Here is a 23940-nt window from a genome sequence, read left to right as displayed (position 1 = left end):
GGCTCGGTGGGGGATCAGGCAGCGACAGTGGAGCCCGTGTTGCGATGCGGTCGGACCGCGCCGCCGGATCCCGTGTGAGGCTCGGTGGGGGATCAGGCAGCGACAGTGGAGCCCGTGTTGCGATGCGGTCGGACCGCGCCGCCGGAGCCCGTGTGAGGCTCGGTCGGGGATCAGGCAGGATAGAGGCCGTGATCCTCCGTCGTGACCCCGCCGCTGGGAACAGCTCGACCCGCACCGTCCGTCCGCCGTCGCAGCACCCCTCCGGTGCGCGTCCGCCCGCGATTCCGCCGGAGCTGGTGCCCAACCACGTCGCGCTGGTGATGGACGGCAACGGACGCTGGGCCCAGGAGCGTGGTCTGCCGCGCACCGCCGGCCACGAACGCGGCGAGGCCGTGCTCATGGACGCCGTCGAGGGTTCCATCGAGATCGGCGTGAAGTGGCTGTCGGCGTATGCCTTCTCCACCGAGAACTGGCGTCGCAGTCCCGACGAGGTGCGTTTCCTGATGGGCTTCAACCGCGACGTGATCCGCCGTCGCCGCGACGAGATGCACGAGATGGGTGTGCGGGTGCGCTGGGCCGGGCGCCGACCGCGCCTGTGGCGCAGCGTCATCAAGGAACTCGAGGTGGCCGAGGAGCTCACCAAGGACAACGACGTGATGACGCTGACCATGTGCGTCAACTACGGCGGTCGCGCCGAAATCGCCGATGCCGCACGCGAAATCGCGCGCCGGGTAGCGGCGGGGGAGATCGACCCGGAGAAGGTCGACGAGTCGACCGTCGCCCGCTACCTCGACGAGCCGGACATGCCCGACGTGGACCTGTTCCTGCGTCCGTCGGGTGAGTTTCGCAGCTCCAACTTCCTCATCTGGCAGGCCGCCTACGCCGAATTCGTCTACCAGGACACGCTTTTCCCCGACTTCGACCGGCGTAATCTGTGGGCCGCGTGCCTGGAATACGCCAAGCGCGACCGCCGTTTCGGTGGAACCAAATGAGCGACGGAGCCGACATGGACGCCACGGTCACCCCCGAACTGGACCTGCAGGCGCGCACCGGCGCCTGTCTGCAGATGCAGGAGGTCGACGTGCGGGTCGACCCCGACGGTTCGCTCGGTTTCGAGTACGACGGCGCGCTGTCCTCGATTCGCGCCGTCACCCTGGCACCCGGCCTCACCGTACTGTCGATGACCTGCGTGCTGGCCTGGGACCGGCCGCTGAAACCGCAGCTGCACAAGCGGGTCGCCGAGCGCAACGCCGAGATCCAGTTCGGTTCGGTCACGCTGATATCGCGCGGCAAACTCGCCGACATCATCCTGCGTTACACGTTCCCCGCCGAAGGTCTCGACGACCAGGCCCTCACCACCATGCTCCTGCTGACGCTGTCCGGCGCGAGCAAAGCCCGCCAGGGCCTGCTCGCGCCGTAGCGGCTAGCTGCTCGGCTTCCAGGTGATCTTGCCGCCCTGGAAGTCCTGGGCCTTGCCACCCTGGTAGTCGTATTCGTCGCTGGTCGGGTAGCCGTAGCGGCCGTTCTCGGCGCCCGCGCGGATCCAGTCGGCCTGGATGCTGCCCCACACCGCGTGCGCGCCGGTGGTCGAGGACCAGTAGATGGCGCCGGTGGGGAACATGGTGAACTGGCCGTCGGCCTTGCCCGCCTTCGCCACGTCGGTCAGTGGGAAACCGAGCGGGCTCGACTCCCAGCCAAGGGCCGCCCACTTGTCCTTGATCGGACCGCTGATCTGGTGCGCGCCGGTGCCGACGGACCAGTAGATCGAGCCGCGCTGGAAGTGGTTGAACCGGCCGTTGCCACCCGGAGTGGACAGTTCGCGGGTGACCGGGTAGCCCAGCGTCCCCGACTCGTTGCCGAGGCCCGCGTATTTGTCGCGGATCTGCCCGGCGACGGTGTTGGCATCGGTGTCAGGGTGCCAGTAGATGGCCGCGTTGTTGGCGAAGGTCTGGTACTTGCCGCCCGCCGCCGCGTCGGCCTCCGGTCCGGTGGGGTCGCCGAGCGCGGCCCCACCCACCTGGTCGTATTCGGTTTCGATCGCACCGCCGACCTCGAATGCGCCGATCATCCTCGCCTGTGCCGTCCCGGCGGCGGCAGCGGCCGCCACGGTGACGGCGGCCAGGACGGTCAGGCCGCGTGTGTGAAGCGTTCGTCGGTGTAGTGCCACAGGAAACTCCCTGGTCGGATCGATATCGGCGATGTCCGGCGCACGGGACCCCCTCCGGTGCCGCCCCCGAACCTACCCCGAATGCGCCGGTCCCAACAGTGAGGTTCCCGACAACAGCTACGGCCGTCTCCCGGGAAGCATCACGTCGACACCGCGCGCGAAATCCTCCGGCGTCACGTCGTCGAGCAGGAGATGCTGGAGGATGAAACCCGGTAGGAGACCGATCAAGGTCTTGGCGAGGGCATCGACATCGGTATCGGCCGGGACCCAGCCGAGTTCACGCATCCTGGTCGCGTACTCGACCCACAATTCCCGCATCCCCGCGATCGACTCGCGCACCGGGATCGCGGCGGCATCAGGCTGAACCATCGCCAGCGCCCACACCTGCGGTGCGAGCCGCAACGGTCCGTCCGGGCCGCTGCGCGCGATGATCTCGCCGGTGAGCAGGCGGACCACCTCGGCCGGTGTCGGCGGCTGTTCCGTCCTGATCTTGTCGGCGAGTAGCTCGCGCAGGGGTCCGAGGGTGCGGGCGACGAGCGCCCAGATGATCTGGTCCTTGCTCGCGAAATACCGGTAGACGGCGCCCGCCGACATCCCCGATTCCGTGAAGACGTCCTGCATGGATGTCTCGTGGAAGCCCTTGCGGGCGAAGCACAGTTGCGCGGCGTCGAGGATCTGCTGCCTGCGGCGTTCCAGGTGTTCTTCGCTGACTCGAGGCATGCCTAAAAGTAAAACGAATACTCGTTCTTGACAAGCGAGAAGGCCGGTGCGATGGTTGAGCCATCAAAAAGAACGAACATTCGCTTTAAGGGAGAAACGCCATGACGATCACCCGCCGAGCGGTCGGACTCGGGCTCGCGGCCACCCTGCTGCAGGCCCTGATGCTGATCGCGTTCGCCTGGCCTGCCGTCAATCTCGCCCCCCGCGACCTGCCGATCGCCGTCGCCGGTCCGCAGGCCGCGCAGGTCGGTCAGCAACTACAGCAGCGCAGTCCCGACGCCTTCGCGATCACGACCCTCGCCGATGCGGACGCCGCCCGCACCGCGCTCGCCGACCGCGAGGTCTACGGGGCGATCGTCACCGGCGGCGGCGCTCCCCAGGTCCTCGTCGCCTCCGCGGCGTCACCGGCTGTCGCTCAGCAGCTCACCGCGCTGGCCCAGCAGCTCGGCGGCGTAGCCACGGTCCCCGTGCAAGACGTCATCGCCGCCGACCCCGACGACCCGCGCGGCGCGGGCTTCGGTGCCATGGTGCTCCCGCTGGTCATGTCCGGCATCGCCGCGGGCATCCTGCTCACCCTGGTGATCCCCACCCTCGGCGCTCGCCTGGCGGGCCTGGTCACCTTCGGTGTCGTCGGCGGCCTGCTCAGCACCCTGGTCTTCCACACCTGGCTCTCGATCGTCCCCGGCTCCTACTTCACCCTCGCCGCCATCGCCGCCCTGGCCTCCTTCGCCGTAGCCGCGACCATCGTCGGCCTCGCCGCCACCATCGGCCGCGCGGGCATCGGCCTCGGCGCCCTCCTCATGCTCCTCATCGGCAACCCCTTCTCCGCCGCCACCTCCGCCCCCGAACTCCTCCCGCAGCCGTGGGGCACCCTCGGCCAACTCCTGCCACCCGGCGCCGCCGCCACCCTCCTCCGCTCGATCGCCTACTTCGACGGCGCGGGCGCGGCCCTACCCCTCACCATCCTCCTCACCTGGTCCGTCGCCGGACTCGCCCTCCTCGGCCTCGGCGCCCTGCGCACCCCCCGACCCGACCCGATCGAAGCCCCCGAACCCGTCCCCGCCTGACCACCCACCAAAACGCTCCACGCGACCCCACTCGCGTGGAGCGTCTTGCTGTGCGTGGGCAGAGTCGATTCCGACTATGCGAGTTCATATGCGGTACTTCGGCCGCTCGACGCCGAGCGGCGCAGGATTCCGTGGTCGATCAGTTCGTTGATGTCGCGGAGGGCGGAAGCCTGGGAGGTTTTGGTGATGATCGCCCATTTGCGAGAGGTGAGTTTCCCGTCGAAGCCGTCGAGAATGCGATTGAGCATGGTGATCTGGCGTGCGTTGAGCGCGGTGTCGTGCCACCTGCGCCAGAACGTGGCCTTCGCGAGAGCGTCGTCGACGGTGTTGTCTGCCTGAGCGATCGACTGGTGCAGGGCGTCCAGGAACCACAGGAGCCATGCCGTGACGTCGAGGCCGCCACGCTGGGTGTTTTCGAGGACGGAGTAATAGTTCTTGCGGTCGCGCTGGATCTGGGCCGACAGGCTGTAGAAACGACGAGGACTGGATTCGGAGCGGGCCAGCGCCAAGTCGCCCAGGGCGCGGGCGATTCGACCGTTTCCATCGTCGAACGGGTGGATCGTCACGAACCACAGGTGTGCGAGGCCGGCCTTCAGGATCGCGGGTTCAGCGGTGTCCGCGTCGAGCCACGCCAAGAATCGGCGCATGTCGGCGTCGACGCGGGCCGCGGGTGGTGCTTCGAAGTGGACGCGTTGTTTGCCGTACGGGCCGGAGATCACCTCCATCGGGCCGGTTTCGTCGGTGCGCCAGCCGCCGACGCGGATCCGTGAGATGCCTGACCAGCCGGTGGGGAAGAGCCCCGCGTGCCACCCGAACAATCGCTGCGCGGTCACGGGTCGTTCGTAGTGTCGGGTGGCGTCGAGAACCATGTCGACGACGCCGTCGACCCTGCGATCCGCCGCAGCCGCGGCGCCGATGTCCACACCGAGCCTGCGCGCGATGGACGACCGAACCGACACCGCATCGAGCAACTCGCCCTCGATGGCACTCGACTTCACCACATCGGCGGTCAGGGCCTCCAACCCGGCGCGCTCCTGTGTGACCTCATCGGTCTCCGCGAGACGACCGTGCAGGCGCCCCTGAGCAAGTGCGACCGCTGCGGTGGGCTTGGCCAGCAACGCCGCGTCGTACGTGAGGTGAGGCCAATCCGTCGCCTCCCAGATGTACCTGCTGCCCGTCATGCAGCGATAGTACCGCTCATTCGCTGCAAGAAATGCAGTGAATAGGCGGTGCTATCGCTGCACGGCCCATCCGGACCTGCGGGTAGATGGCTCGCAGCGGCCGGACCGTTTGCTGTGTGGCAATGGATCAATGTCCGCAGAGGAGGGTGAGGTAGCGCGGTCGGTATCTTCGCAGGCTAGCCTCAGGGCCGCGCGGTTGCGGCGATCGAAGGGCTGAGCGGTGCAGGCTCTCGCGGTCGAGACTCGATCGTCAGGACGGATTTCGCCTCACATATCAATTGCTGGAGTCAGGTCCGCGATATGTCGGTCGACGGTCACAAATCGTGAAGAGAAAACGCTCTGCGGTACCCGATCTGATGGCTTCGCATGCGGCGCGTTGAAATCCGAATCTGGCTTGTGTGAAAGATTTTCGTGCGTTGGAGCATCACATTCGAGTGTGAGAGGATGCGGGCATGTTCGAAGCTCTTGGTAGTTTGTTCGCGTTCGTGCTGGTTTTCGGGGGCATAATTCTGGTGATCGTGAAAGCGGCGTCGGGGTCTCGGCGGCCGCCGGTAGGTCGGCCGGGGATGGGGGCGCCGCCGTACTACCCCGGACAGGTTCCGCCGGTGGGACAGCAGTTCCCCCAGCAGGGGATGTATCCGCCTCAGCCCGGGTACCAGCAGTACCCGGGGAATCCGCATCCCGCGCAGCAGGGATACCCGCAGCAGCCCGGATACGCGCCGCAGGGGATGCCGCCTCAGCGGTGACCTGCTAGGGGCCGAATTCCTGGTGGTAGCGCTGGGCTCGGGTGAGCATGCGGTGAATGCCCGCGATCATGCGGGAAGTGGGGAGAGGTTCGGCGACGATGGGGTCGCCGGTTTTCACGTAGTAGCGGCCGTCGGGGTAGTCCATCCACCAGAAGCTGCGGGCGGGGGCGGGGCGGGAGTCGAGGGCGGGCCCGGAGAGGGCGGAGATCTCACCGACAGCACGGCGGGGGCGGCGGAAGATGCGGTTGAGTTGTTCGACGGAACTCAGGCGGCCCGCGCGGTATTCGAAATGTTCTTCTTCCTCGGCGAGGCGGTCGCGGGGGATCTCGATCGGTGGTTTGGTGCCGGGTTTGGTGCGCGGCAGGGCCGCGACGGTCAGGGCGGCGACCTGGTCGGCGGTGCACCAGGTGAGTACGACATCGCTGCCGGTGTCCTCCGCCGTGCCCGGAGCCTGGGCGAGGGTGGCGCCCGACCGGCCGCGGATGGCGCCGTGGAAACGGATGATGTTCGAGGTGTCGCGGCCGACGAAACCCTTCGACTCGACCCGGGCATCGGGTGCAAGCAGCACATCGATGGCCTGTTCGATCACCGGATCGTACTTGGCGAGCAGCTTCTCCACGGCCGCTTCCCGGTGACTTTTCAGTTCGTCGAAATCGGCGATGTCGGTGCGGTATTGGAGGGGGTAGGGGAGGCGGTCGCGACCGTAGCCGGACCACAGGATCTCGAATTCGATGCCGGTGAACTCAACTCGGTGCACTGTCGTGGTCTCCGCCGATCACTGGGGGCACGGTTTTGATTCCGTCGGTTCCGATCAGCAGGTCGCCGTTGTCCTGGGTGATCAGGTAATCGGGAACGCCATTGGTCCGCTCCTCCTCCGAACCGCCCCTGGCGCCGGGCGCCCCCATGGCGCCCATCCCCGCTCCGCCGCGACCACCACTCCCCGCCGCACCGCTCCTCGGACCGGTGCCAGCGGCCGCGGCGGGCGACGGGCTACCCGGGCTGGACTTGCCCGGTGACGCGGAACCGCCGGATGCCGCTCCGCCGCGACTCGCGCTGTCGGCGCCACCTCGGGCACCGTTGCTCCCGCTCCCTCCGGGAGCGGTCACACCGGGGCCGGTCGTCGACGGAGAACCGGTGGGCGGCGCCGAGGTCGAGGGTGTGGATGTCTGCGGTGAGGATGTCGGACTGTGCGTGGTGGTCGAGCTGGGATCGGTGGATTGCGTTGTGGTGGAGGAGGGTTCGGATTCGGGGCTCTCGGAGGCCGCCGGATCGTCATCGGCGCTCAGGTTTTCGGGGGAGCCGTCGGAGGCTGAATCACCTGGTGTATCACCGGAATTCGAACCGGCATCGGCGGGGCCACCGGGACTGCCGGAGTCGCCCGCGATGACCGGCGCCGTCGGCAGGAACGGCACGCCGACGTCGGCCTGCCCGGCCACCTGGCTGTAGACGGTGCGCAGAATCCGACGCGCCTCCTGCGTCGCTTCTTCCCGATTGTGATCGTCGACCTTCATCACCCCCTCGGCGGGCAGCGTCTTACCGGTGACATTCTCGCGCTCGGTGAGCCCCGGCATCAATGCCTGCGTCTGCTCGATCCCGGTGCGCATCTCGGTGAGCTTCCAACTGATCGCCGTCGCCGCCTGCGACAGGGGAATCGACCGTTGCGAGTAGTTGTTCACCGCCGCGACCGCCGCCGAGGCCGCCGCGCCCGTCCACCCGCCGTGCCCGTTGCCGCCGGTGACAGTGCGGGAGAACTCCTGATTGAACTTCAGGAAGGTGCCCATCAGGTTCATCCCGATGTTCGCCCAGGCGGTGACGGCGTCGTCGACCAGGCGCGGTTTCATCGCGGCGACCGCGGCCTGCATCTGATCGAGCGACATGTTGTCGTAATTGTCGGGGGTGGTGATGTGCGGCGGTTGGAAGTCACCGTCGAAAATGGTGGCGTAGTTGCCGTCCGCGTAGTGGGCGTAGATCTTGGACCGCTCCACGTTCCACTGTTCCTGCGCCGCGATCACTCTGCTCTTGTACTCCTCGTACGTCACAGGTGTTCTCCTGTCGCGGAGATCTGATCGCCCGCCGCCTGATCCTGTGCGACGAAGTTCGCGATCGCCTTGGCGACAACCTCTTTCGCTGTTTGTACGACTTCGATGTGCTTCTTGAGCACTTCGTCGAGTGGGCGGTCGCCGCCGGAAGCGGTCATCGAGAACTTCCGCTCCAACGTCTGGCTCGAGTTGAACGAACCGAAACCCGTGATGTTGCGAATCTGGTCGACCTGCGCATAGATCTCCTCGAGTCGATCCAGGTGGTAGTCGCAGGCCTGATCGAGGCCTTTGCCGATTTCGGGATCGAGTGACAGCTGACCGGATTCGGCCTGAGCCAGTAGTTGATTCCATTCGTTGGGGTCGATACTCAGCAGCATGGCGCGCTCCCGGTCAGCTCGGCGGAAGGTACTGAACCAGCGAATCCGCCAGCCGACCCACCTCCGGGCACGGGGACGGCGGGGCGGACGCGCTGACTCGGTTGAGCACCCTGAACATCACGGAGCCGTCGGGGACTTCCACGACGATGCTGCAGCCACTGTCCTGAGTGGAGCCGGTGGTTCGAAGCTGTAGAGCGTTGCGAGAGCCGACGGTCAGCGGACTGAAGTCGGTGAAGTCGGTTCTCGCCCGCGAATCCGCGAGAGTGTGCGCAGACGACATCACGGAAAACGTGTACTGCTTGGCGGAATCATTCCAACTGCACACCTTCCACCCCGAAAAATCCACCCCCGCAACATCTTTCTTCTTACTCCCCACATTCAACCCCACCCCACCGACCGCCGAATCCGACAGCGAACACGGATCCCACACCTTCGCCTCGGCATCCACCGAGGTAGGACTCGCCGCCACACTCACCTGGCTCGGCTGCGGACCGGCTGCCCCCTGCTCACCCCCGCACCCCACGAGGGCGAACCCCACCGCCACCACTACGCCGACCATGCCCGTACCCCGTCGAACTGCCATGTCTCCATCCCTCCCGCAGAACCGGTACCGTGCACGACGTTCCCGCGATCGTAGTCACTGTTGTCCGCACCGCGACACCCCGAAACCTCACTCCGCCGCGCACGGCGAGGTGGAGGCCATGGTGAAGCGCACCTGCTGTTTGTCGGGCCCGACCCGGCTCCGCGACGACGACACCGAGAACCCGCGCGCGTCCCGGTAGTACCTGCTCACCGGGTCCTGGCCGGGATTCTGACTGGGCACGAGGGTGAATCCGCGCGCGGTCATCGCCTCGAGATTGGCCATCGCCCGGTCGAGGAACTCCTGGGTCGGGTTGATCTGCTCGCGTTGATAGCTCGGTCGCCAGGGCGGGCCGTCCATGGTGATCGAGTCCATCCTGCTGCGGCATCCGGTGCTCGTGTCCACCATCGCCGGGTCGACCGACAACCCCTCCGGCCAGATCAGTTCGAAGTTGTCGGCGACGATCGGCGTGCTCTTGGCGACGGTCAGGCCCGAGCGCCGCATGATGTCCTCGTTGGTCGGGCCGTGTTCGTCGACCAGGGCACAGCCTGTCAGGACCAGCGAGAACGCCAGCACGGCAATGCTCCTCATCGGATGTCGATCCGGGCGCCGAGCTGCGGATTGTCGGTGACTCGCGGGTCGGCGTACGGGTTCTCGACATCGAGGAGTGCCTGTGCGGCGGCGGCCCGCCCGGCGTCGAACGCCTCTTTGCCGCCGTTGCCGTTGTCGCCGAGACCCACATCCACCCAGGGGGTTTCGATCCCACGCTCCACATAGGCGGTCGCCTCGGTGCCCGCGATCACGCCGACGATGTTGTCGAAGGCGGTGGATCCCGGGTCGTCCCAGTACTTTCCGTGCCCGTCGGTACCGAATACGACCTCACCCGCACGCGAGGAGCTGTCGCCGTAGTAGCCGGTGTCGAGGCGGATCACCCCGGGAACCTCGTCGGGGTCGCCGCCGAGGACATCGGAGGCGTGCGGGTTGCCGGGCAGCCGCACACCGGGCAAGCTCAGACCGGCATCCGGATAGGACTGGACCACGCCGATCAGATCACCGGGCGCGGTCATCGAATAACGCTGGACATCGGGATTCGGATTGTTCCAACCGCCTTCGAACACACCGGTTCCCGCCGACGAGGCGTGCAGGATCCGGTCGGCCCGCAGCCCGAGCTGCTCGGCCGAACCGACCACCGAACCGCCATAGGAATGACCGACATACGTCACAGGGGTGCCCGGTGCGTGGCTGCTCACCTCCCGGTCGACTTCCCGGCCGAACTCGACCAGTTTCGGTGCCATCTCCGAGGCGAACGACGGGCTCGGCGCACCGTCGGACAGGCTGGTGAGGCTCTGCGGAAAGTCGCCCTCCATGTAGAGGAAGAGGGGGCCGCCGGTCCGGTCCGCCAGGTTCCACGCGGCCACGTGGTTGGAACCGGAGGAATTGAGGTTGGTGCTGGTGCCCGGCACGTAGACACCGACACCGGGCACCCCGGAACGCACACTGCCGAGTATCTCGATCATCCGCCCGTTGCCCTCGGTGCTGAACATGACGAACCGGCGGTCGACCATGCCGAGCGCCGCGGCCGACACGCTCGCCTCGGGATCGGGGATCGGCGCCAGCATCGCCTCGAGCTGTGCGACTCGGGAAGCATCCGGTGTCGGCGCGGCTTTCGCCCTGGTCAGTGCGTTGCGAATGCTGATCTCGTTCGCCTCGATCCGCATCGCGAACGGCACCCCGTTGAGGTTGCCCAATACCTCCGGTGCGGCGATCACCAGCTGACGCTGTGCCTCGGAGCTCAACCCGGCCAGCAACGCGGCCCGCTCGTCGGGCGACAACGCCGCCAACCGCGTGACGACCGCGTCGGGGTCGTGCATCGATCCGTCGGCGAGGGCAACGTCGGGTTGACCGTCGCGTATCGCGGTCAGATCACCGACCGCTTCGCGCAGTCGACTCCCGAACAGTGTGTCGAGCCGCTCGATCTCGTCCAGCCCGCCGCGCAGGTTGAGCTGGAAAACCCCGGCGGCGCCGTCCTTCTCGGGATCACCGTGGCTCACGGCGCCGTCGGGCGAGACGCTGAACCCCTGTGACACCGCGAGGGTGCGCTGGTCCAGCACATACCTTCTCGCGTGCTGTAGGCCGAGGAACACCTCGGCGGCGTCGTCGGCGATACGCAGCAGTGCCGCGCGCACCTCGTACCCGTGATCGACTTCCGCGTCGATGCGTTGTGTCGCGGCCTCTTTCGTCCGTCCGTGCCAGCTCTGCGCCGCCGACAGCGCGCGCGAGCAGTCCTCCACCGAGGTGGACAGTGTGTCGGCGTTCGCGCGGGCGACCTCGGCCGCGCGCCGTACGGCGTCCAGCTTCCACGTGTCGAGCTGGGGGATCGTCGGCCGCATCAGCGCGGCTCCAGCTTCGTGATCTCGGCGGCGGTCGCGCCGTCGGCGGCGGCGACGTCGAGGGAGAACTTGTCGAGCAGCTCGGCCAGTGCCGAATACCGGGTGGCGATCGAGGCCATCGCCTGGCGCGCCGGATCGGGTACGCCGCGCAGCACCGCGAGCACGTCACTGCCGTCGCCGGTCGCCTCGTCCAGCACCGTCCAACTCAATGCTTCGACGGCCTCGGCCTCCTGTCGCCAGGTGGTCGCCACCGTCGCCAGTTGACCGGGCTCCACCCCCAAGGATCCGCTCACGAAATCCCCCTCCTCCGATACCGCGCCTCGTCGTTGTGATGGTTGGACGGGGCGCGCGGAGCATGGGTTCCGTTATGTGAGGTGAGTCACACCGAGGCGGACTCGCTGTTCTCGGCCGCGGCGTGCACGCAGTCGCGGCAGGTGCCGAAGATCTCCAGCGTGTGGCTCACCTGGGTGAAGCCGTGCTCGCCTGCGATCGCCTCGGCCCACGCCTCGACGGTCGGGCCCTCCACCTCGACGGTGCTGCCGCACTGCCTGCACACCAGGTGGTGGTGATGACCGCTCGAGCACTGGCGGTACACCGACTCCCCGGAATCGGTGCGCAACACGTCGACCATGCCCGCGTCGGCCAGGGACTGCAGCGTGCGATACACCGTGGTCAGGCCGATGCCTTCGCCGCGTTTGCGCAGTTCGTCGTGCAATTCCTGCGCCGAACGGAACTCGTCGATATCGCCGAGCAGCGCCGAGATGGCGCTGCGCTGACGGGTGCTGCGGACGCCGACCTGCTTGCCGGAATGAGTGTCTGCCAACGGATTACCCTTCCTCGGCATGGGCGACGGCATCGACGACGATGTGTGCCAGATGATCGTCGACGAGTTCGTAGAGCACCTCGCGACCCGAGCGTTCCCCGTGCACGACGCCCGCCGATTTGAGAATGCGCAGATGCTGGCTGACCAGAGGCTGGGTGACCCCGAGCGCGTCGACCAGCTCGTGCACGCAGCGCGGCGACTCGCGCAACTGCAGCACGATCGCGATCCGCACCGGGGCGGCCAGGGCGCGCAGCAGCTCACCCGCGTCCTCCAGCACGGTGCGCGCGGGGACCGGCGCGGGCGGCAGGGACTGATACGGGCTGTGCTGGTGCGCTGGCGCGGCATCGGTGGTCATCAACCAACTCCTTAATGGAAACCGATACCATTTTGGCATGCAGAAGTGCGCATGTCGAATGTGGCACGCGTGGGCATGGGTCGGCTGCTGCAATCTCGCTGGACTCGGCCGGATACGCTGGACCAAATGTGTTCAGTAAGCCATACATGACGCAAAGTAAGGTTTACCGAACAACCGACTCGCAGTGGATGGAGAAATCTCGCGTGGCACCCAAGTCGAAGGTGGACACCGTTGCCAACCTCGCCAAGCGCCGGGGTCTGGTCTACCCGTGCGGTGAGATCTACGGAGGCACCAAGTCGGCATGGGACTACGGTCCGCTCGGCGTGGAGCTGAAGGAGAACATCAAGCGGCAGTGGTGGCGGACCATGGTCACCAGCCGCGAAGACGTTGTCGGCCTGGACTCCTCGGTGATCCTGCCCCGCCAGGTCTGGGAGGCCTCGGGCCACGTCGAGACCTTCTCCGACCCGCTGGTCGAGTCCCTGCACACGCACAAGCGCTACCGCGCCGATCACCTCCTGGAAGCCTACGAGGAGAAGCACGGCCGCCCGCCCGCCAACGGCCTGGCCGATATCAACGACCCCGAGACCGGTCAGCCGGGCAAGTGGACCGAGCCCAAGAACTTCTCCGGTCTGCTCAAGACCTTCCTCGGCCCGGTCGACGACGAAGAGGGCCTGCACTACCTGCGTCCCGAGACCGCGCAGGGCATCTTCGTCAACTACAAGAACGTCGAGACCACCGCGCGCAAGAAGCCGCCGTTCGGCATCGCCCAGATCGGCAAGAGCTTCCGCAACGAGATCACCCCCGGCAACTTCATCTTCCGGACCCGCGAGTTCGAGCAGATGGAGATGGAGTTCTTCGTCAAGCCCGGTGAAGACGCCGAGTGGCACAAGTACTGGATCGACACCCGCCTGGCCTGGTACACCGACCTCGGCATCGACCCCGACAACCTGCGCCTCTACGACCACCCCAAGGAAAAGCTGTCGCACTACTCGGCGGGCACCACCGACATCGAGTACCGCTTCCGCTTCCAGGGCAGCGAGTGGGGCGAGCTCGAGGGCATCGCCAACCGCACCGACTACGACCTCAAGACGCACTCGGAGCACTCCGGCACCGATCTGAGCTTCTTCGATCAGGCCTCCGGTGAGCGCTACATCCCGTACGTCATCGAGCCCGCGGCCGGTCTGACCCGCTCGCTGATGGCGTTCCTGGTCGACGCCTACACGGTGGATCAGGTACCCACCGCCAAGGGCACCACCGAGGAGCGGATCAGTCTGCGTCTCGACCCGCGCCTGTCGCCGGTGAAGGCCGCTGTGCTGCCGCTCTCGCGCAACGCCGACCTCACCCCCAAAGCCAAGGACCTCGCCGCCCAGTTGCGTCGGCATTGGAACGTCGACTTCGACGACGCGGGCGCCATCGGCCGCCGCTACCGCCGTCAGGACGAGATCGGCACCCCGTTCTGCATCACCGTCGACTTCGACACCCTCGACGACCAGGCGGTCACGGTGCGCGAGCGCGACTCGATGGCCCAGGAACGCATCGCCCTGGACCAGGTCGAGTCCTACCTCGCCACCCGCCTCATCGGCGCCTGACCCAGGCGAAAGCCCGCGCCCGCCGCGGGCTTTCGCCTCTGCGTCTAGCCGCGTTGATCACACTGCGTAGCTGACGGTTTGCGTCGGATGGGTGGGTAGTTCACGATTTCGGTGTGCTGTGGGAACCGGAAGACGTGGTGCGGGTGCTCGACCCGTCGGAACAACGATTCGTCAGGCACGGCACGTTCACGGGGCGCTCGGTGACAGTGCGGGGTGAGCTCGATTCCGCCGCGCTCGGGGCGGCGTTCGCGGCCTTGCAGCGCGCGTTCCCGATTCTGGTCTGCCGGATCGTCGAGGACGACGACGGGCGCGGAATCCTCCTGCGGCCCGGCGATATCGATGCCGTCGGCGCGTGGGTGAGCTTCGGCGATCCCGACGAGGTGCGGGTGCCCGCCGAGACCGTCGACCCGGCCGATCAGCTCGGATACCTCGATGTCGTTCTCGCCGAGGAGGATCGGGCCCGGGTCACGTTGTTCGTGCATCATGCCGTGGCCGACGCCGGGTACTGCGTCGAACTGTTCGCCCGGTTGTGGGGGTACTACACCGATCACGTGGAGACCGGCAGGATCACGGTGGGGACGCGGGAGCTGCCGGTTTCGCTGGAGACGATGTTGGGGCGGCGGGGGATCGGACGCGGTGCCAGGTCGGGCCTGGAAGCGGTGACGCGCCCGCTCGTCGTGGCCGAGGCCGGTGGGTCGCAGCGCGCCGAGCCCGCCGCTCTCGCCAGACCCGCTCGCGTCCAACTGGATCCGGCCGAGACCGCGCGGGTGCTCGAGCTGGCTCGCGCGCACGCGGTGAGCGTCAACGGGTTGGTCACCGCCGCCGTGCTGCGGGCATACCGGCGGGTGTACGGCGGTGAGCGGGTCGGCTGCGTCTACCCGGTGGATCTGCGCAGGCGTCTCGATCCGCCGGTGGCGGCGGAAGCGGGGACGAACGTGTCCGGGCTCGCGGCGTTCGCGACCGACGACACCGACGACGTCGTCGATCTGGCCCGCCGCATCGGCACCAGCCTGCACAACGACCTGGCCGAAGGCGTCGTCGAACAATCGGTGCTGCATTTCCCGGACTACTACGGCTCGAACCGGATCCATTCGACAGCGGGCCACATCGCCGTCACCAACACCGGCACGGTTCCGCTGTTCCGCGCACCCAACGGGCTGATCCTCGACGACTACGAGATCGTCTACCTCTCCGCCCACCCCCGCCCGTCCACCGGTGCGGCCGCGGCGGTCACCTTCCTCGTCTACACCTACCTCGGCAGGCTGACGATCGGGCGCCTCGGCGGCGGTGTGCGCGCCGCCGAACTGCTGACGGCCGTTGTCGCGGAACTGGCGTGGGCCTGCTCCCGCGAAACCGCCGCGTCCGCCTGACACCGCTCGGGCAGCGCGGACTCGCCACTACCGCCCGGCCAGGGGTTCCTGCAGTTCGGTGACCCACCCGTTCGGATCGGGTGTCCACTCGAGGGTGACCTCACGGACCGGGGCGGCCGTGCGGTATCCGTTGTCCTCCACCCAGCGACCCAGTTCCTGCCATGCGGCCCCGATCCCGCCGATGTCGCCGTGGTGGACCGTCGTCGCCACCCGGTCGTGGGCGGGCAGGTCGACGATCGAGATATCCGGTACCGCACCGGGTTCGGCGTTCACCGGCACACAGGCGTGTACGCGCACGGTGCCGTCGTCGGCGGGCTCGTAGTAGGCGATGGCCGGTCCGGCGATCGCGATGACCGCCTGCGCGAGCCGGTCGCTGAGCCCCTCGAACAGCGGCTGGATCACCGGGCTGATGCGAGCGGGTTCGAAACCAGCCGCCACCCCGCTCGACCTGGCCACCCGCACCGCGGGCACCGACTTGATCACCACATCCTGCTCGGGCATGACGCCCTCCTTCTCGATGATGCGGAGTCTCGCTTCGACCTCGGTCAGCCGCGCGCGGTCGGCCGCCAGCCGCTGTTCCAGCTCCGCCCGGCGCAACGCGAGCATGCCGCGCAGTTCCCCGGGTCGCGGACCCGGTTCGAGCATCCGGCCCACCTGCTCGAGACTGAACCCGAGCTCTTTGAGCGCGACGATCCGGTTGAGCCTGGCCAGCTGCCCGGCCGAATAGAACCGATAGCCGGTGGCCGGGTCGACCCGGGCGGGCGGCAGCAGTCCGACGGCGTCGTAGTGGCGCAACATACGCACCGACACCTGACCGTGTCTGGCGAAATCTCCGATACTGAACATGACGCCCTCCGGTGTACGGCCTCACACAGTGTGAGAGTCAACGCTCAGAATCTGCCGCCTCGGCTCACCCTTCGAGATCCCGACGACCCACCGAACGATCCCGGTCGGTACCCGCCTCCGCGCGAGCCGTACCCGCCACCCCGCGAGCCGCTGATCGCCCCGCGCAGCAGGCCGTCGAGCAGGATCCCGCCGAGTACCGCGCCTGTCTGCCCGCCGCCCGACACGGGTTGCCTCGTCTCCCACGCCCGCACGCTCGCCTCCGCCTGTCGCAGCGCCCGCCCGCCCAGCTCGGCGGCGGTCTGCGCGCTCGGCAGTGCCCGTTCCGGATCGGTGCCCGCCCGCTCCCGTGCCTGCCCGAGATGACGTTGGGCCTCCGCCAGCCGGGTACGGGCCTCGGCGTCGACACCGCCGCGTCGGGTGGTGATGAACGCGGACGCGGCGTCGATACGGCTGGTCGCGTCGAGCAGTGTGCGGTCGAGCCTGCGCCGCACGTCTTCGACCGCGAGCTTGCGGTCAGAGGCCGCGGCGACGGCGCGATCCAGGTCGGCATCGGCGGTGACCGCCTCGTGGAAGGCGCCGAGCGGATCCGATTCGTCGACCGTGTTCAGTGTGGTGGTCGCGGTGGCCATCGCGGCACTGAGCTGGGTGCCGCCGAACTCGGTCAGCGCGGACGCGGCGGCGAGGTCGGCGCGCAATTCCGCCAGCGCGGCGGGCAGTCCGTCGCGAGCCTGTTGGATGTCGGCGGCGGCGTGCTCCACGGTGTCGAGCAGCGTGCGGGCCTGACCGAGGGCCGCTTCGGCTGCCCGGATCGCCCCGACCGCACCTCCCTGCTGCCCGGCCGGTTTCGTCAGTGTGTCGCGGGCGGTGTCGATATTGGTCTGGGCGAAGGTGATTCGCTCCCGTGCCAGGCGCGCGTTGTCGCGCACGGAGGTGAGCATCGCCGGGGGATGGGTGGCGTCGAGCCGGGCCAACTCGGCGTCGGCGGCGGGCAGGCGGGCGGTGAGTTCGACGACGCCTCGGGTGAGGGCGTCGAGGCGCGCGGGCGCGTCGATGAGCAGGTCGCGCATGGCGTCGAAGTCGGCGACCTGGGCGTCGAGTTCGTGATCGGCCTTGCCGGTGGTCGTCAGCAGATCGAGTAGGAGAGCGCGCTGTTGATCGGGGGTTTCGGGGATCGCGTCGTCGAGTTGCTGACGCAGGGTGAACGCCTTCGCGGTCGCCGCGCGGGCCGCGTCGAGGGCGTTGCGGAAGGGGGTCACCGCGGTGTCGCCGAATTCGCCTGTCGCCAACGCCAATTCCTCTTCGCTGGTCCGCAGCGCGTCATCGATCTCGACCAGACGTTCCTTCGACAGCGCATGCAGCGTCGGTAGCGAGAGACGGGACAGCGCGGCCGAATCGGTGGGATCCATGGTGCGTGCCGTCGCCAGCTCGGCCCGGTTCGCGGCGTGGCGGCGCCTGCGCATGACGAGAACGAGCAGCCCCGCCGCTACCACCACGGCGACCGCGATCAACACCAGCACACCCCACGACGCGCCGCCACCGCGTGCCGCCGCCCCGAGGCCGTCGGCGGTGTCGATGCCCGCCCGCGCCCACTGCTGGTCGCGCAGATCGGGTTCCACCGTGTCGGCCAGCAGCGATTCCACCTCGGCATCGGTGATGCTCGCGGGCGGTGCGCCGTCGAACCAGTAGCCGCGATCGTCGACTGCCACCGCGAGCAGCAGATCCCGATCGCCGAAATCGGAGAGTTGGGCCGTACGCGTCGCCCAGTCGCGGGCCGTCATCGACCCGAAATCGCGCACGTAGACGATCCAGAGTTTCACCTGGTGATCGCGGTAGAGGGTGTCGATAGCGCCGAGTACCCGCTGTTCGTCGGCCGGGCTGAGTACGTCAGCGGAGTCGACCAGTTGCGGACCCATTCGCATCGGCGGCTCCGCGCCCGCGACCGGGGCGCACACGAGAAGAAGCCCGGCCAACGCGCCGAGGAGAGGTGCGGCGAACCGGCCACCGAGCGGTGCGGGTCGACGGTGCGGCTTCGCTCGCTCCATCTCTCCCGTGCTCGCCGGTCGAATGCGCGGACTCTTCCTCGGCAACGACATGTGTCGAATCTAACGGCCCGACCGGGGTGACGCGGGTACGAGCGCCCGGCGCGTGCCTTCTACCATCGGGACGCATGGTCACAGTCGATCGTCGCTACACCGGTCAGGTCACCCCCGGCGGCGACGCCCAGCAGCGCGACGTGCCCGGCGCCCACCTCGTGAAGATGGCCGTCGGCGCGATGAACAACAACACCTACCTGGTGCAATGCGCGGCCACCGACGCCACCCTCCTGATCGACGCCGCCAACGAGGCGGACCGCATCCTCGAACTGGTGAACCAGGAGGCCGAGGGCCGGGTCGAGCTCATCGTCACCACCCACCAGCACCCTGACCACTGGTGGGCGCTGGCGGACGTGGCGGGCGCCCTCGCCGTCCCGTCGGCCGCGCACCCCCTCGACGCCGAACCGCTGCCCGTCACCCCCGACCGCCTCCTCGCCGACGGCGAAACCATCGACCTGGGTGAACTCACCCTCACCATCATCCACCTGCGCGGCCACACCCCCGGCTCGGTCGCCTTGGCTCTGGTCGACGGCGCGGGCCGCACCCACCTGTTCACCGGCGACTCCCTGTTCCCCGGCGGCGTGGGCAAAACCCACAGCGCCGAGGATTTCGACTCCCTGTTCACCGATGTGAGCACCAAACTGTTCGACCGCTACCCCGACGACACCGTCGTCTACCCCGGCCACGGCGACGACACCACCCTCGGCGCCGAGCGACCCCAATTGCCCGAGTGGCGGGCTCGCGGCTGGTAGTCAGTCCAGTTCCGCCCTGGCCCGCGCCAGGTCGACCTTGCCGCCGCGCAGCGGGGTGCCTTCGGCGGCGAGCCGCGCGCCCGCCCCACCGTCGTGGCAGGTGGCGAGGCGGCCGTCGGCGTAGGTGACGCGCCACCACGGGATGTCGTCGCCGAGCAGGCTCATCGCCCGCCCCACCTGACGTGGGCCGACCCCGAGTTGCCGACCGATATCGCCGTAGGTGGCGACCTGCCCGGCCGGAATGGTGACGACCACCGCCCGCACCTGGTCGACGAGGCTCACGGAGCCTTGGTCAGCGCGCCGCCCTTGTGCAGGGCGATGTGGTCGGTCTTGTCGCTCTTGATCGCGTATTGCGGGTCGTCGGGCGAACAGTGGTGGGTGTAGCCGTGATAGTCGACGTCTTCGGTGTACTTCTCGATGATCACCCCGCTCACGTGCCCGACCTCGGAATTCCAGCGCACGTGATCGCCGACCTCGAATTGCTCTGCCATGTCGCCCTCTTCGACGTACGGACTCGCAAGGGCCAACCAGTGTAGTCCCGGCGACGAGCCGTTCACCGGACCGGAATCCGGCGGTGACCGCTGACCACGCGATCTGTCGGTCGCACCTGGCAGACTGAGCAAGGTGAAATCGGGTTCTTCGCGCACGACGCTGCCCGCTCCGGATGCCCGGCACCGGCGCGGCTTGCTCTCGACGGTCTCGATGTGGATCACCAGGTTGGTCGCCGGGGCGATCGTGATGGGCTTGGTACTCGTCGGTGGGATGGCGTTCCGGGTGTGGCAGGTCGCGCGGATCGACGACTACACCCGGGCCGACGCGATCGTGGTGCTCGGCGCGGCCCAGTATTCGGGTACGCCGTCGTCGGTGTTCGAGGCCAGGCTGTATCAGGCCTGGCGGCTCTACGAGAACGGCGTCGCACCGCGCGTGATCACCGTCGGTGGCAAACAAGAAGGCGACCTGTACACCGAGGCCGCCTCCGGCAAGCTCTATCTCGAGGAGAAAGGCGTGCCGAGCGCCGACATCCTCGCCGTCGAAACCGGCTCCGACACCCTGCGCAGTATCGAAGCCGTCGCCGCGACCATGCACGAGAGCGGGTTGTCATCGGCCGTACTCGTGAGCGACCCGTGGCATTCACTGCGAACCAGGACGATGGCCCGAGACGCCGGTCTGCACGCCTGGACCGCACCGACTCGCACCGGCCCGGCCGTCTACACGAGGGAGTCGCAATTCCACGGCATCGCCCGCGAGACCGGTGCGCTGCTGTGGTACCAGCTCACTCATTTCTCGGCAGATTTCCCTTACGAGGCGGGACAGTGAGATGACCGATACCTACACCCCGCACGACCGCGAACGCATGGTCACCGAACCGGGCAAAACCGCCTGGCCTGGTGCGGCAGGCAAGGGCCACCGCAGCGAATTCTCCCGGGACCGGGCGCGTGTGCTGCACTCGGCCGCGCTGCGCCGCCTCGCCGACAAAACCCAGGTCATGGGCCCGCGCGAAGGTGACACCCCGCGTACCCGGCTCACCCATTCGCTCGAGGTCGCCCAGATCGGGCGCAGCATCGCCGACGGCATCGGCGCCGACCCCGACCTAGCCGACCTGGCCGGACTCGCCCACGACATCGGTCACCCGCCCTACGGTCACAACGGCGAACGCGCCCTCGACGAATTCGCCGACGCCTACGGCGGTTTCGAGGGCAACGCCCAGAATCTGCGTATCCTCACGCGCCTCGAACCCAAGGTCCTCGACGCCGTCGGCGTGAGCGCAGGACTCGACCTCACCCGTGCCGCGCTCGACGCCACCCTCAAATACCCGTGGGGCAGAAGCGGTTCCGGCACCAAGTTCGGCGCCTACGTCGACGACCTGGAGCGCCTGGCATGGGTGCGCAAGGACGCCCCCGAGCGCAAGCAGAGCCTGGAATGCCAGATCATGGACTGGTCCGACGACGTGGCCTACTCGGTGCACGATGTGGAAGACGGCGTGATCGTCGGCCGCATCGATCTGCGTGCCCTCGCCGACCCCGCCGAACAGGCCGCGCTGGCGCAGCAGGGCCACGGCGAACACCCCGACCAGTCGATCGACGCCCTGGCCGCCGCCGCGCAGCGGCTCTCCGAACTCGACGTGGTCGCCGAGGCCGCGGGCTACGACGGCACCTTCGCCGCCTCGGTCGCGCTGAAACGGCTCACCAGCGAACTGGTCGGGCGCTTCGCCACCGCCGCCATCGTCGCCACCCAGGAGCAGGCCGGGCCGGGCCCGCTGAAGCGCTACGAGGCCGACCTGATCGTGCCGCCCGTGGTGGCCGCCGAGGTCGCCGTGCTCAAGACCGTCGCGCTGCGGTACGTGCGTTCCGATCGCGGCCACCTGGCCCGCCAGCAGACCCAGCGCGACCGGGTGCAAGCCGTCGCCGACCGCCTGCTCACCACCGCCCCCGCCCACCTCGACGACCAGATGCTGCCCTGGTGGAACGCCGCCACCGACGACAATGCCCGGGTGCGCGTGGTCATCGACCAGATCGCCTCCTACACCGAAAGCCGGTTCGAGCGGGTCGCCACCGCGCTGGACTGCCGCTGACCCGGACCAACTAGACTTGCCGCGTGGCCGGACGAATCCCAGATCGCGATATCGCGGCGATCCGTGAACGAGTCCGGATCGAAGACGTAGTCGGTGAGTACGTGGCGCTCAAACGCGCCGGTGCCGACTCGATCAAAGGCCTGTGCCCGTTCCACGACGAGAAGTCCCCGTCGTTCCACGTGCGGCCCAATCACGGCCTGTTCCACTGCTTCGGCTGCGGCGAGGGCGGCGACGTCTACAAGTTCCTGCAGCAGATCGAGCACATCGGGTTCGTCGAGGCCGTCGAGCAGATGGCCGACCGCGTCGGCTACCAGATCAACTACGAGGGCGGCGGCACCTCGGTGCAGCGCGACCGGGGCACCCGCTCCCGGCTGGTCGCCGCCAACGCCGCCGCGCAGGAGTTCTACGCGGCGCGGCTGCTCGAGCCCGACGCCGAGACGGCCCGCGGATACCTGACCGACCGCAATTTCGACCAGGCCGCCTGGCAGCAGTTCGGCTGCGGTTACGCCCCCGCGGGCTGGGACACCCTCACCAAACACCTGCAGCGACTCGGCTTCGAGTTCAAGGAACTGGAAGCTGCCGGGTTGTCCAAACAGGGCAAACGCGGCCCGATCGACCGTTTCCATCGCCGGTTGCTGTGGCCCATCCGCAACCTCGGCGGTGAAGTGATCGGTTTCGGCGCCCGCAAACTCTTCGACGACGACACCATGCCCGGCAAATACGTCAATACGCCGGAAACGTTGCTGTACAAGAAATCCCAGGTGCTGTTCGGTCTCGACCACGCCAAGCGGGAGATCGCCAAGGGCCACCAGGCCGTCGTCGTCGAGGGGTACACCGACGTGATGGCGATGCACCTGGCCGGAGTGAAAACCGCCGTCGCCTCCTGCGGAACGGCCTTCGGCGAGGAACACCTGCAGGTGCTGCGCAGGCTGCTGATGGACGACAACTTCTGGCGCGGCGAGATCATCTACACCTTCGACGGCGACGCGGCAGGCCAAGCGGCCGCGCTGAAGGCGTTCAGCGGAGACCAGCGGCTGGCCGGGCAGACCTATATCGCGGTGGCGCCCGACGGGCAGGACCCGTGCGAGCTGCGTCAGCGCTCCGGCGACGCCGCCGTGCGCGACCTCGTCGCCCGCCGAACCCCGCTCTACGAGTTCGTGATTCGCGGTCTGCTCGCCGAACACAACCTCGACGACGTGGAAGGCCGCGTGGAGGCGTTGCGCCGCACCGTGCCCGTCGTCGCCCAGATCAAGGACAACGCCACCCGCAAAGGGTACGCCACCAAACTGGCCGGGTGGGTCGGCTGGGACGACATCCAGCTCGTCGTGCGCCGGGTCGGTGAGGAAGCCAAGAAGAACCGGATGGGCGGCCCCAAACCCGCCGAGATCAGTGCCCCACGGACCGAGGAGAGCTCCTCGGTACGACCCGCCCCCAACGACCCCGTGCTCTACGCACAGCGTCAAAGCCTCAGTGCCGCACTGCAATACCCCGGCATCGCAGGCATGGCGTTCGACGCCATCGACGCCGCCGCCTTCACCCACCCCGCCTACGTCGCGGTGCGCATCATGATCGCCAAGGCAGGTGGCACCGCGGCCGGGCTCAGCGGTGCCGAATGGGTCGCCGCCGTCGCCGACCACACCGACGACCTGATGATCCGGGCGCTGGTCTCCGAACTGGCCAACGAACAACTACCCGTGCGCTCGCAGAACGACATCCCGCGCTTCATCACCGGCATCCTGGCACGCACCCAGGAAGCATGGGTCGGCCGCCAGATCGCCGAACTCAAATCCAAGCTGCAGCGCCTGTCGGCCAGCGAGGAACCCGACGCCTACATGACCCTGTTCGGCGACCTCGTCGCACTCGAGCAGTACCGCAAGAGCCTCGCCGCCCAGGCAATGGGCAGCGAGGGTTACGCGGGCGTCTGACTCAGCGGCGCAGCTGGTTGTGCGGCACCATCACCGTGGTCCGCTCGTCCAGCGGCTCCATCGGCTCCAGCTTCGGCTGAGTACTCAGCTTGTCCGACAGCTTCTGCCTGCCCACCGACACCAGCTTCCTCGTCACGGGACTCCCCGTCACCGCCCGTGTCGCCGCACTGATCTGCTCATAGCGCGCCCGCCCGGCCTTCGTACCGAGCACATACCCGGCCGCCACGCCGATGATCAACCGCAGCATCTCCTGGAGCTCCTCCCACGTCTGTGTGCGCGCCCCATCCTGCCCGACCCACCCCACCCCTGTCGATCCGGCACCCCACCCCGACGTCGCCGCATGTCCGC

At 68.1% G+C, this 23940-nt stretch carries 27 protein-coding genes; 10 read left to right on the top strand and 17 right to left on the bottom strand.

Features of this window, described 5'->3' with window-relative positions; genetic code table 11:
- The first annotated feature begins 188 nt into the window (after positions 1 to 188).
- A complete protein-coding gene (locus tag NC7_RS16690) occupies positions 189 to 992 on the top strand; it encodes an isoprenyl transferase (protein ID WP_067984088.1) in 804 nt (267 codons plus the stop codon).
- Positions 993 to 1066: 74 nt separating this feature from the next.
- The gene (locus NC7_RS16685) at positions 1067 to 1420 is read left to right on the top strand and encodes a hypothetical protein (RefSeq protein WP_236573576.1); all 354 of its coding nucleotides are present in this window, start codon (positions 1067 to 1069) and stop codon (positions 1418 to 1420) included.
- 3 nt (positions 1421 to 1423) lie between these two features.
- Here NC7_RS16685 and NC7_RS16680 read toward each other — a convergent pair whose 3' ends face one another.
- Positions 1424 to 2167 carry an LGFP repeat-containing protein gene (locus NC7_RS16680; protein ID WP_067984085.1) on the bottom strand — a complete coding sequence of 248 codons (744 nt, stop codon included), beginning with the start codon at positions 2165 to 2167 and terminating at the stop codon, positions 1424 to 1426.
- A gap of 117 nt (positions 2168 to 2284) precedes the next feature.
- Positions 2285 to 2887: a TetR/AcrR family transcriptional regulator gene (locus tag NC7_RS16675; protein ID WP_067984083.1), complete on the bottom strand. Its 603-nt coding sequence runs from the start codon at positions 2885 to 2887 to the stop codon at positions 2285 to 2287.
- Between the two features lie 101 nt (positions 2888 to 2988).
- On the opposite strand from NC7_RS16675, the gene NC7_RS16670 reads away from it, so the two are divergent.
- Positions 2989 to 3954: a hypothetical protein gene (locus tag NC7_RS16670; protein ID WP_067984081.1), complete on the top strand. Its 966-nt coding sequence runs from the start codon at positions 2989 to 2991 to the stop codon at positions 3952 to 3954.
- 74 nt (positions 3955 to 4028) lie between these two features.
- Here NC7_RS16670 and NC7_RS16665 read toward each other — a convergent pair whose 3' ends face one another.
- The gene (locus tag NC7_RS16665; RefSeq protein WP_067984079.1) at positions 4029 to 5135 is read right to left on the bottom strand and encodes a Fic family protein; all 1107 of its coding nucleotides are present in this window, start codon (positions 5133 to 5135) and stop codon (positions 4029 to 4031) included.
- Positions 5136 to 5587: 452 nt separating this feature from the next.
- Here NC7_RS16665 and NC7_RS16660 point away from each other — a divergent pair, with 452 nt between their 5' ends.
- Positions 5588 to 5881, top strand: a complete 294-nt coding sequence (locus NC7_RS16660) for a hypothetical protein (RefSeq protein WP_067984077.1) — start codon at positions 5588 to 5590, stop codon at positions 5879 to 5881.
- 4 nt (positions 5882 to 5885) lie between these two features.
- Here NC7_RS16660 and NC7_RS16655 read toward each other — a convergent pair whose 3' ends face one another.
- The 9 genes from NC7_RS16655 to NC7_RS16615 all read right to left on the bottom strand — a co-directional run bounded on the left by NC7_RS16655 (position 5886) and on the right by NC7_RS16615 (position 12445).
- On the bottom strand, positions 5886 to 6638 hold the full coding sequence (locus NC7_RS16655) for an ESX secretion-associated protein EspG (protein ID WP_067984075.1): 753 nt from the start codon (positions 6636 to 6638) through the stop codon (positions 5886 to 5888).
- Entirely contained in the window at positions 6625 to 7920 is a 1296-nt protein-coding gene (locus tag NC7_RS16650; RefSeq protein ID WP_067984073.1) for a hypothetical protein, read from the bottom strand. The genes NC7_RS16655 and NC7_RS16650 overlap by 14 nt, the downstream gene beginning before the upstream one ends.
- Positions 7917 to 8297, bottom strand: a complete 381-nt coding sequence (locus NC7_RS16645; protein WP_067984071.1) for a hypothetical protein — start codon at positions 8295 to 8297, stop codon at positions 7917 to 7919. Before NC7_RS16645 ends, NC7_RS16650 begins: the two co-directional genes overlap by 4 nt.
- A 13-nt stretch (positions 8298 to 8310) precedes the next feature.
- A complete protein-coding gene (locus NC7_RS16640) occupies positions 8311 to 8856 on the bottom strand; it encodes a DUF3558 domain-containing protein (RefSeq protein WP_067984069.1) in 546 nt (181 codons plus the stop codon).
- A 111-nt stretch (positions 8857 to 8967) separates the two neighbouring features.
- Positions 8968 to 9468, bottom strand: a complete 501-nt coding sequence (locus NC7_RS16635; RefSeq protein ID WP_157102038.1) for a hypothetical protein — start codon at positions 9466 to 9468, stop codon at positions 8968 to 8970.
- Positions 9465 to 11267 (bottom strand): alpha/beta hydrolase, encoded by a 1803-nt coding sequence (locus NC7_RS16630; protein WP_067984065.1) that lies wholly within the window; start codon positions 11265 to 11267, stop codon positions 9465 to 9467. The genes NC7_RS16635 and NC7_RS16630 overlap by 4 nt, the downstream gene beginning before the upstream one ends.
- Positions 11267 to 11560 (bottom strand): hypothetical protein, encoded by a 294-nt coding sequence (locus NC7_RS16625; RefSeq protein ID WP_067984063.1) that lies wholly within the window; start codon positions 11558 to 11560, stop codon positions 11267 to 11269. The genes NC7_RS16630 and NC7_RS16625 overlap by 1 nt, the downstream gene beginning before the upstream one ends.
- Before the next feature lie 86 nt (positions 11561 to 11646).
- Entirely contained in the window at positions 11647 to 12090 is a 444-nt protein-coding gene (locus NC7_RS16620; RefSeq protein ID WP_444979998.1) for a Fur family transcriptional regulator, read from the bottom strand.
- A gap of 4 nt (positions 12091 to 12094) precedes the next feature.
- Complete coding sequence (locus NC7_RS16615; protein ID WP_067486782.1) at positions 12095 to 12445, bottom strand: ArsR/SmtB family transcription factor; 351 nt, start codon at positions 12443 to 12445, stop codon at positions 12095 to 12097.
- Between the two features lie 188 nt (positions 12446 to 12633).
- On the opposite strand from NC7_RS16615, the gene NC7_RS16610 reads away from it, so the two are divergent.
- Together NC7_RS16610 and NC7_RS16605 are read left to right on the top strand one after the other, a co-directional pair.
- Positions 12634 to 14034, top strand: coding sequence for a glycine--tRNA ligase (locus NC7_RS16610; protein WP_174550233.1), 1401 nt, complete (start codon positions 12634 to 12636; stop codon positions 14032 to 14034).
- 113 nt (positions 14035 to 14147) lie between these two features.
- Positions 14148 to 15404: a phthiocerol/phthiodiolone dimycocerosyl transferase family protein gene (locus tag NC7_RS16605; RefSeq protein ID WP_084458539.1), complete on the top strand. Its 1257-nt coding sequence runs from the start codon at positions 14148 to 14150 to the stop codon at positions 15402 to 15404.
- Positions 15405 to 15431: 27 nt separating this feature from the next.
- On the opposite strand, the gene NC7_RS16600 is transcribed toward NC7_RS16605, so the two are convergent.
- The gene (locus tag NC7_RS16600) at positions 15432 to 16250 is read right to left on the bottom strand and encodes a MerR family transcriptional regulator (protein ID WP_067984057.1); all 819 of its coding nucleotides are present in this window, start codon (positions 16248 to 16250) and stop codon (positions 15432 to 15434) included.
- Between the two features lie 44 nt (positions 16251 to 16294).
- Complete coding sequence (locus NC7_RS16595) at positions 16295 to 18292, bottom strand: TPM domain-containing protein (RefSeq protein WP_067984056.1); 1998 nt, start codon at positions 18290 to 18292, stop codon at positions 16295 to 16297.
- Positions 18293 to 18417: 125 nt separating this feature from the next.
- Between NC7_RS16595 and NC7_RS16590 the strand changes: the two genes are divergently transcribed.
- Positions 18418 to 19095, top strand: a complete 678-nt coding sequence (locus tag NC7_RS16590) for an MBL fold metallo-hydrolase (protein WP_067984053.1) — start codon at positions 18418 to 18420, stop codon at positions 19093 to 19095.
- Here NC7_RS16590 and NC7_RS16585 read toward each other — a convergent pair whose 3' ends face one another.
- Together NC7_RS16585 and NC7_RS16580 are read right to left on the bottom strand one after the other, a co-directional pair.
- Positions 19096 to 19377 (bottom strand): MGMT family protein, encoded by a 282-nt coding sequence (locus tag NC7_RS16585; RefSeq protein WP_067984051.1) that lies wholly within the window; start codon positions 19375 to 19377, stop codon positions 19096 to 19098.
- On the bottom strand, positions 19374 to 19586 hold the full coding sequence (locus NC7_RS16580; RefSeq protein WP_067984049.1) for a hypervirulence associated TUDOR domain-containing protein: 213 nt from the start codon (positions 19584 to 19586) through the stop codon (positions 19374 to 19376). Before NC7_RS16580 ends, NC7_RS16585 begins: the two co-directional genes overlap by 4 nt.
- Before the next feature lie 211 nt (positions 19587 to 19797).
- On the opposite strand from NC7_RS16580, the gene NC7_RS16575 reads away from it, so the two are divergent.
- The 3 genes from NC7_RS16575 to dnaG are packed head-to-tail and all read left to right on the top strand — an operon-like array spanning position 19798 to position 23592.
- Complete coding sequence (locus NC7_RS16575; RefSeq protein WP_084458538.1) at positions 19798 to 20412, top strand: YdcF family protein; 615 nt, start codon at positions 19798 to 19800, stop codon at positions 20410 to 20412.
- A 1-nt stretch (position 20413) separates the two neighbouring features.
- A complete protein-coding gene (locus tag NC7_RS16570; RefSeq protein ID WP_067984047.1) occupies positions 20414 to 21667 on the top strand; it encodes a deoxyguanosinetriphosphate triphosphohydrolase in 1254 nt (417 codons plus the stop codon).
- A 23-nt stretch (positions 21668 to 21690) separates the two neighbouring features.
- On the top strand, positions 21691 to 23592 hold the full coding sequence (dnaG, locus tag NC7_RS16565; protein WP_067984045.1) for a DNA primase: 1902 nt from the start codon (positions 21691 to 21693) through the stop codon (positions 23590 to 23592).
- A 1-nt stretch (position 23593) separates the two neighbouring features.
- Here the strand turns inward: dnaG and NC7_RS16560 are convergent, their stop codons facing one another.
- A complete protein-coding gene (locus NC7_RS16560) occupies positions 23594 to 23839 on the bottom strand; it encodes a hypothetical protein (RefSeq protein WP_067984114.1) in 246 nt (81 codons plus the stop codon).
- Positions 23840 to 23940 lie beyond the last annotated feature (101 nt).

Source organism: Nocardia caishijiensis NBRC 108228, assembly GCF_001612825.1.
Classification (GTDB): Bacteria; Actinomycetota; Actinomycetes; order Mycobacteriales; family Mycobacteriaceae; genus Nocardia; species Nocardia caishijiensis.
The sequence above is the reverse complement of the archived record's forward strand: the minus strand, read 5'-3'. Positions and strand labels throughout refer to the sequence as shown.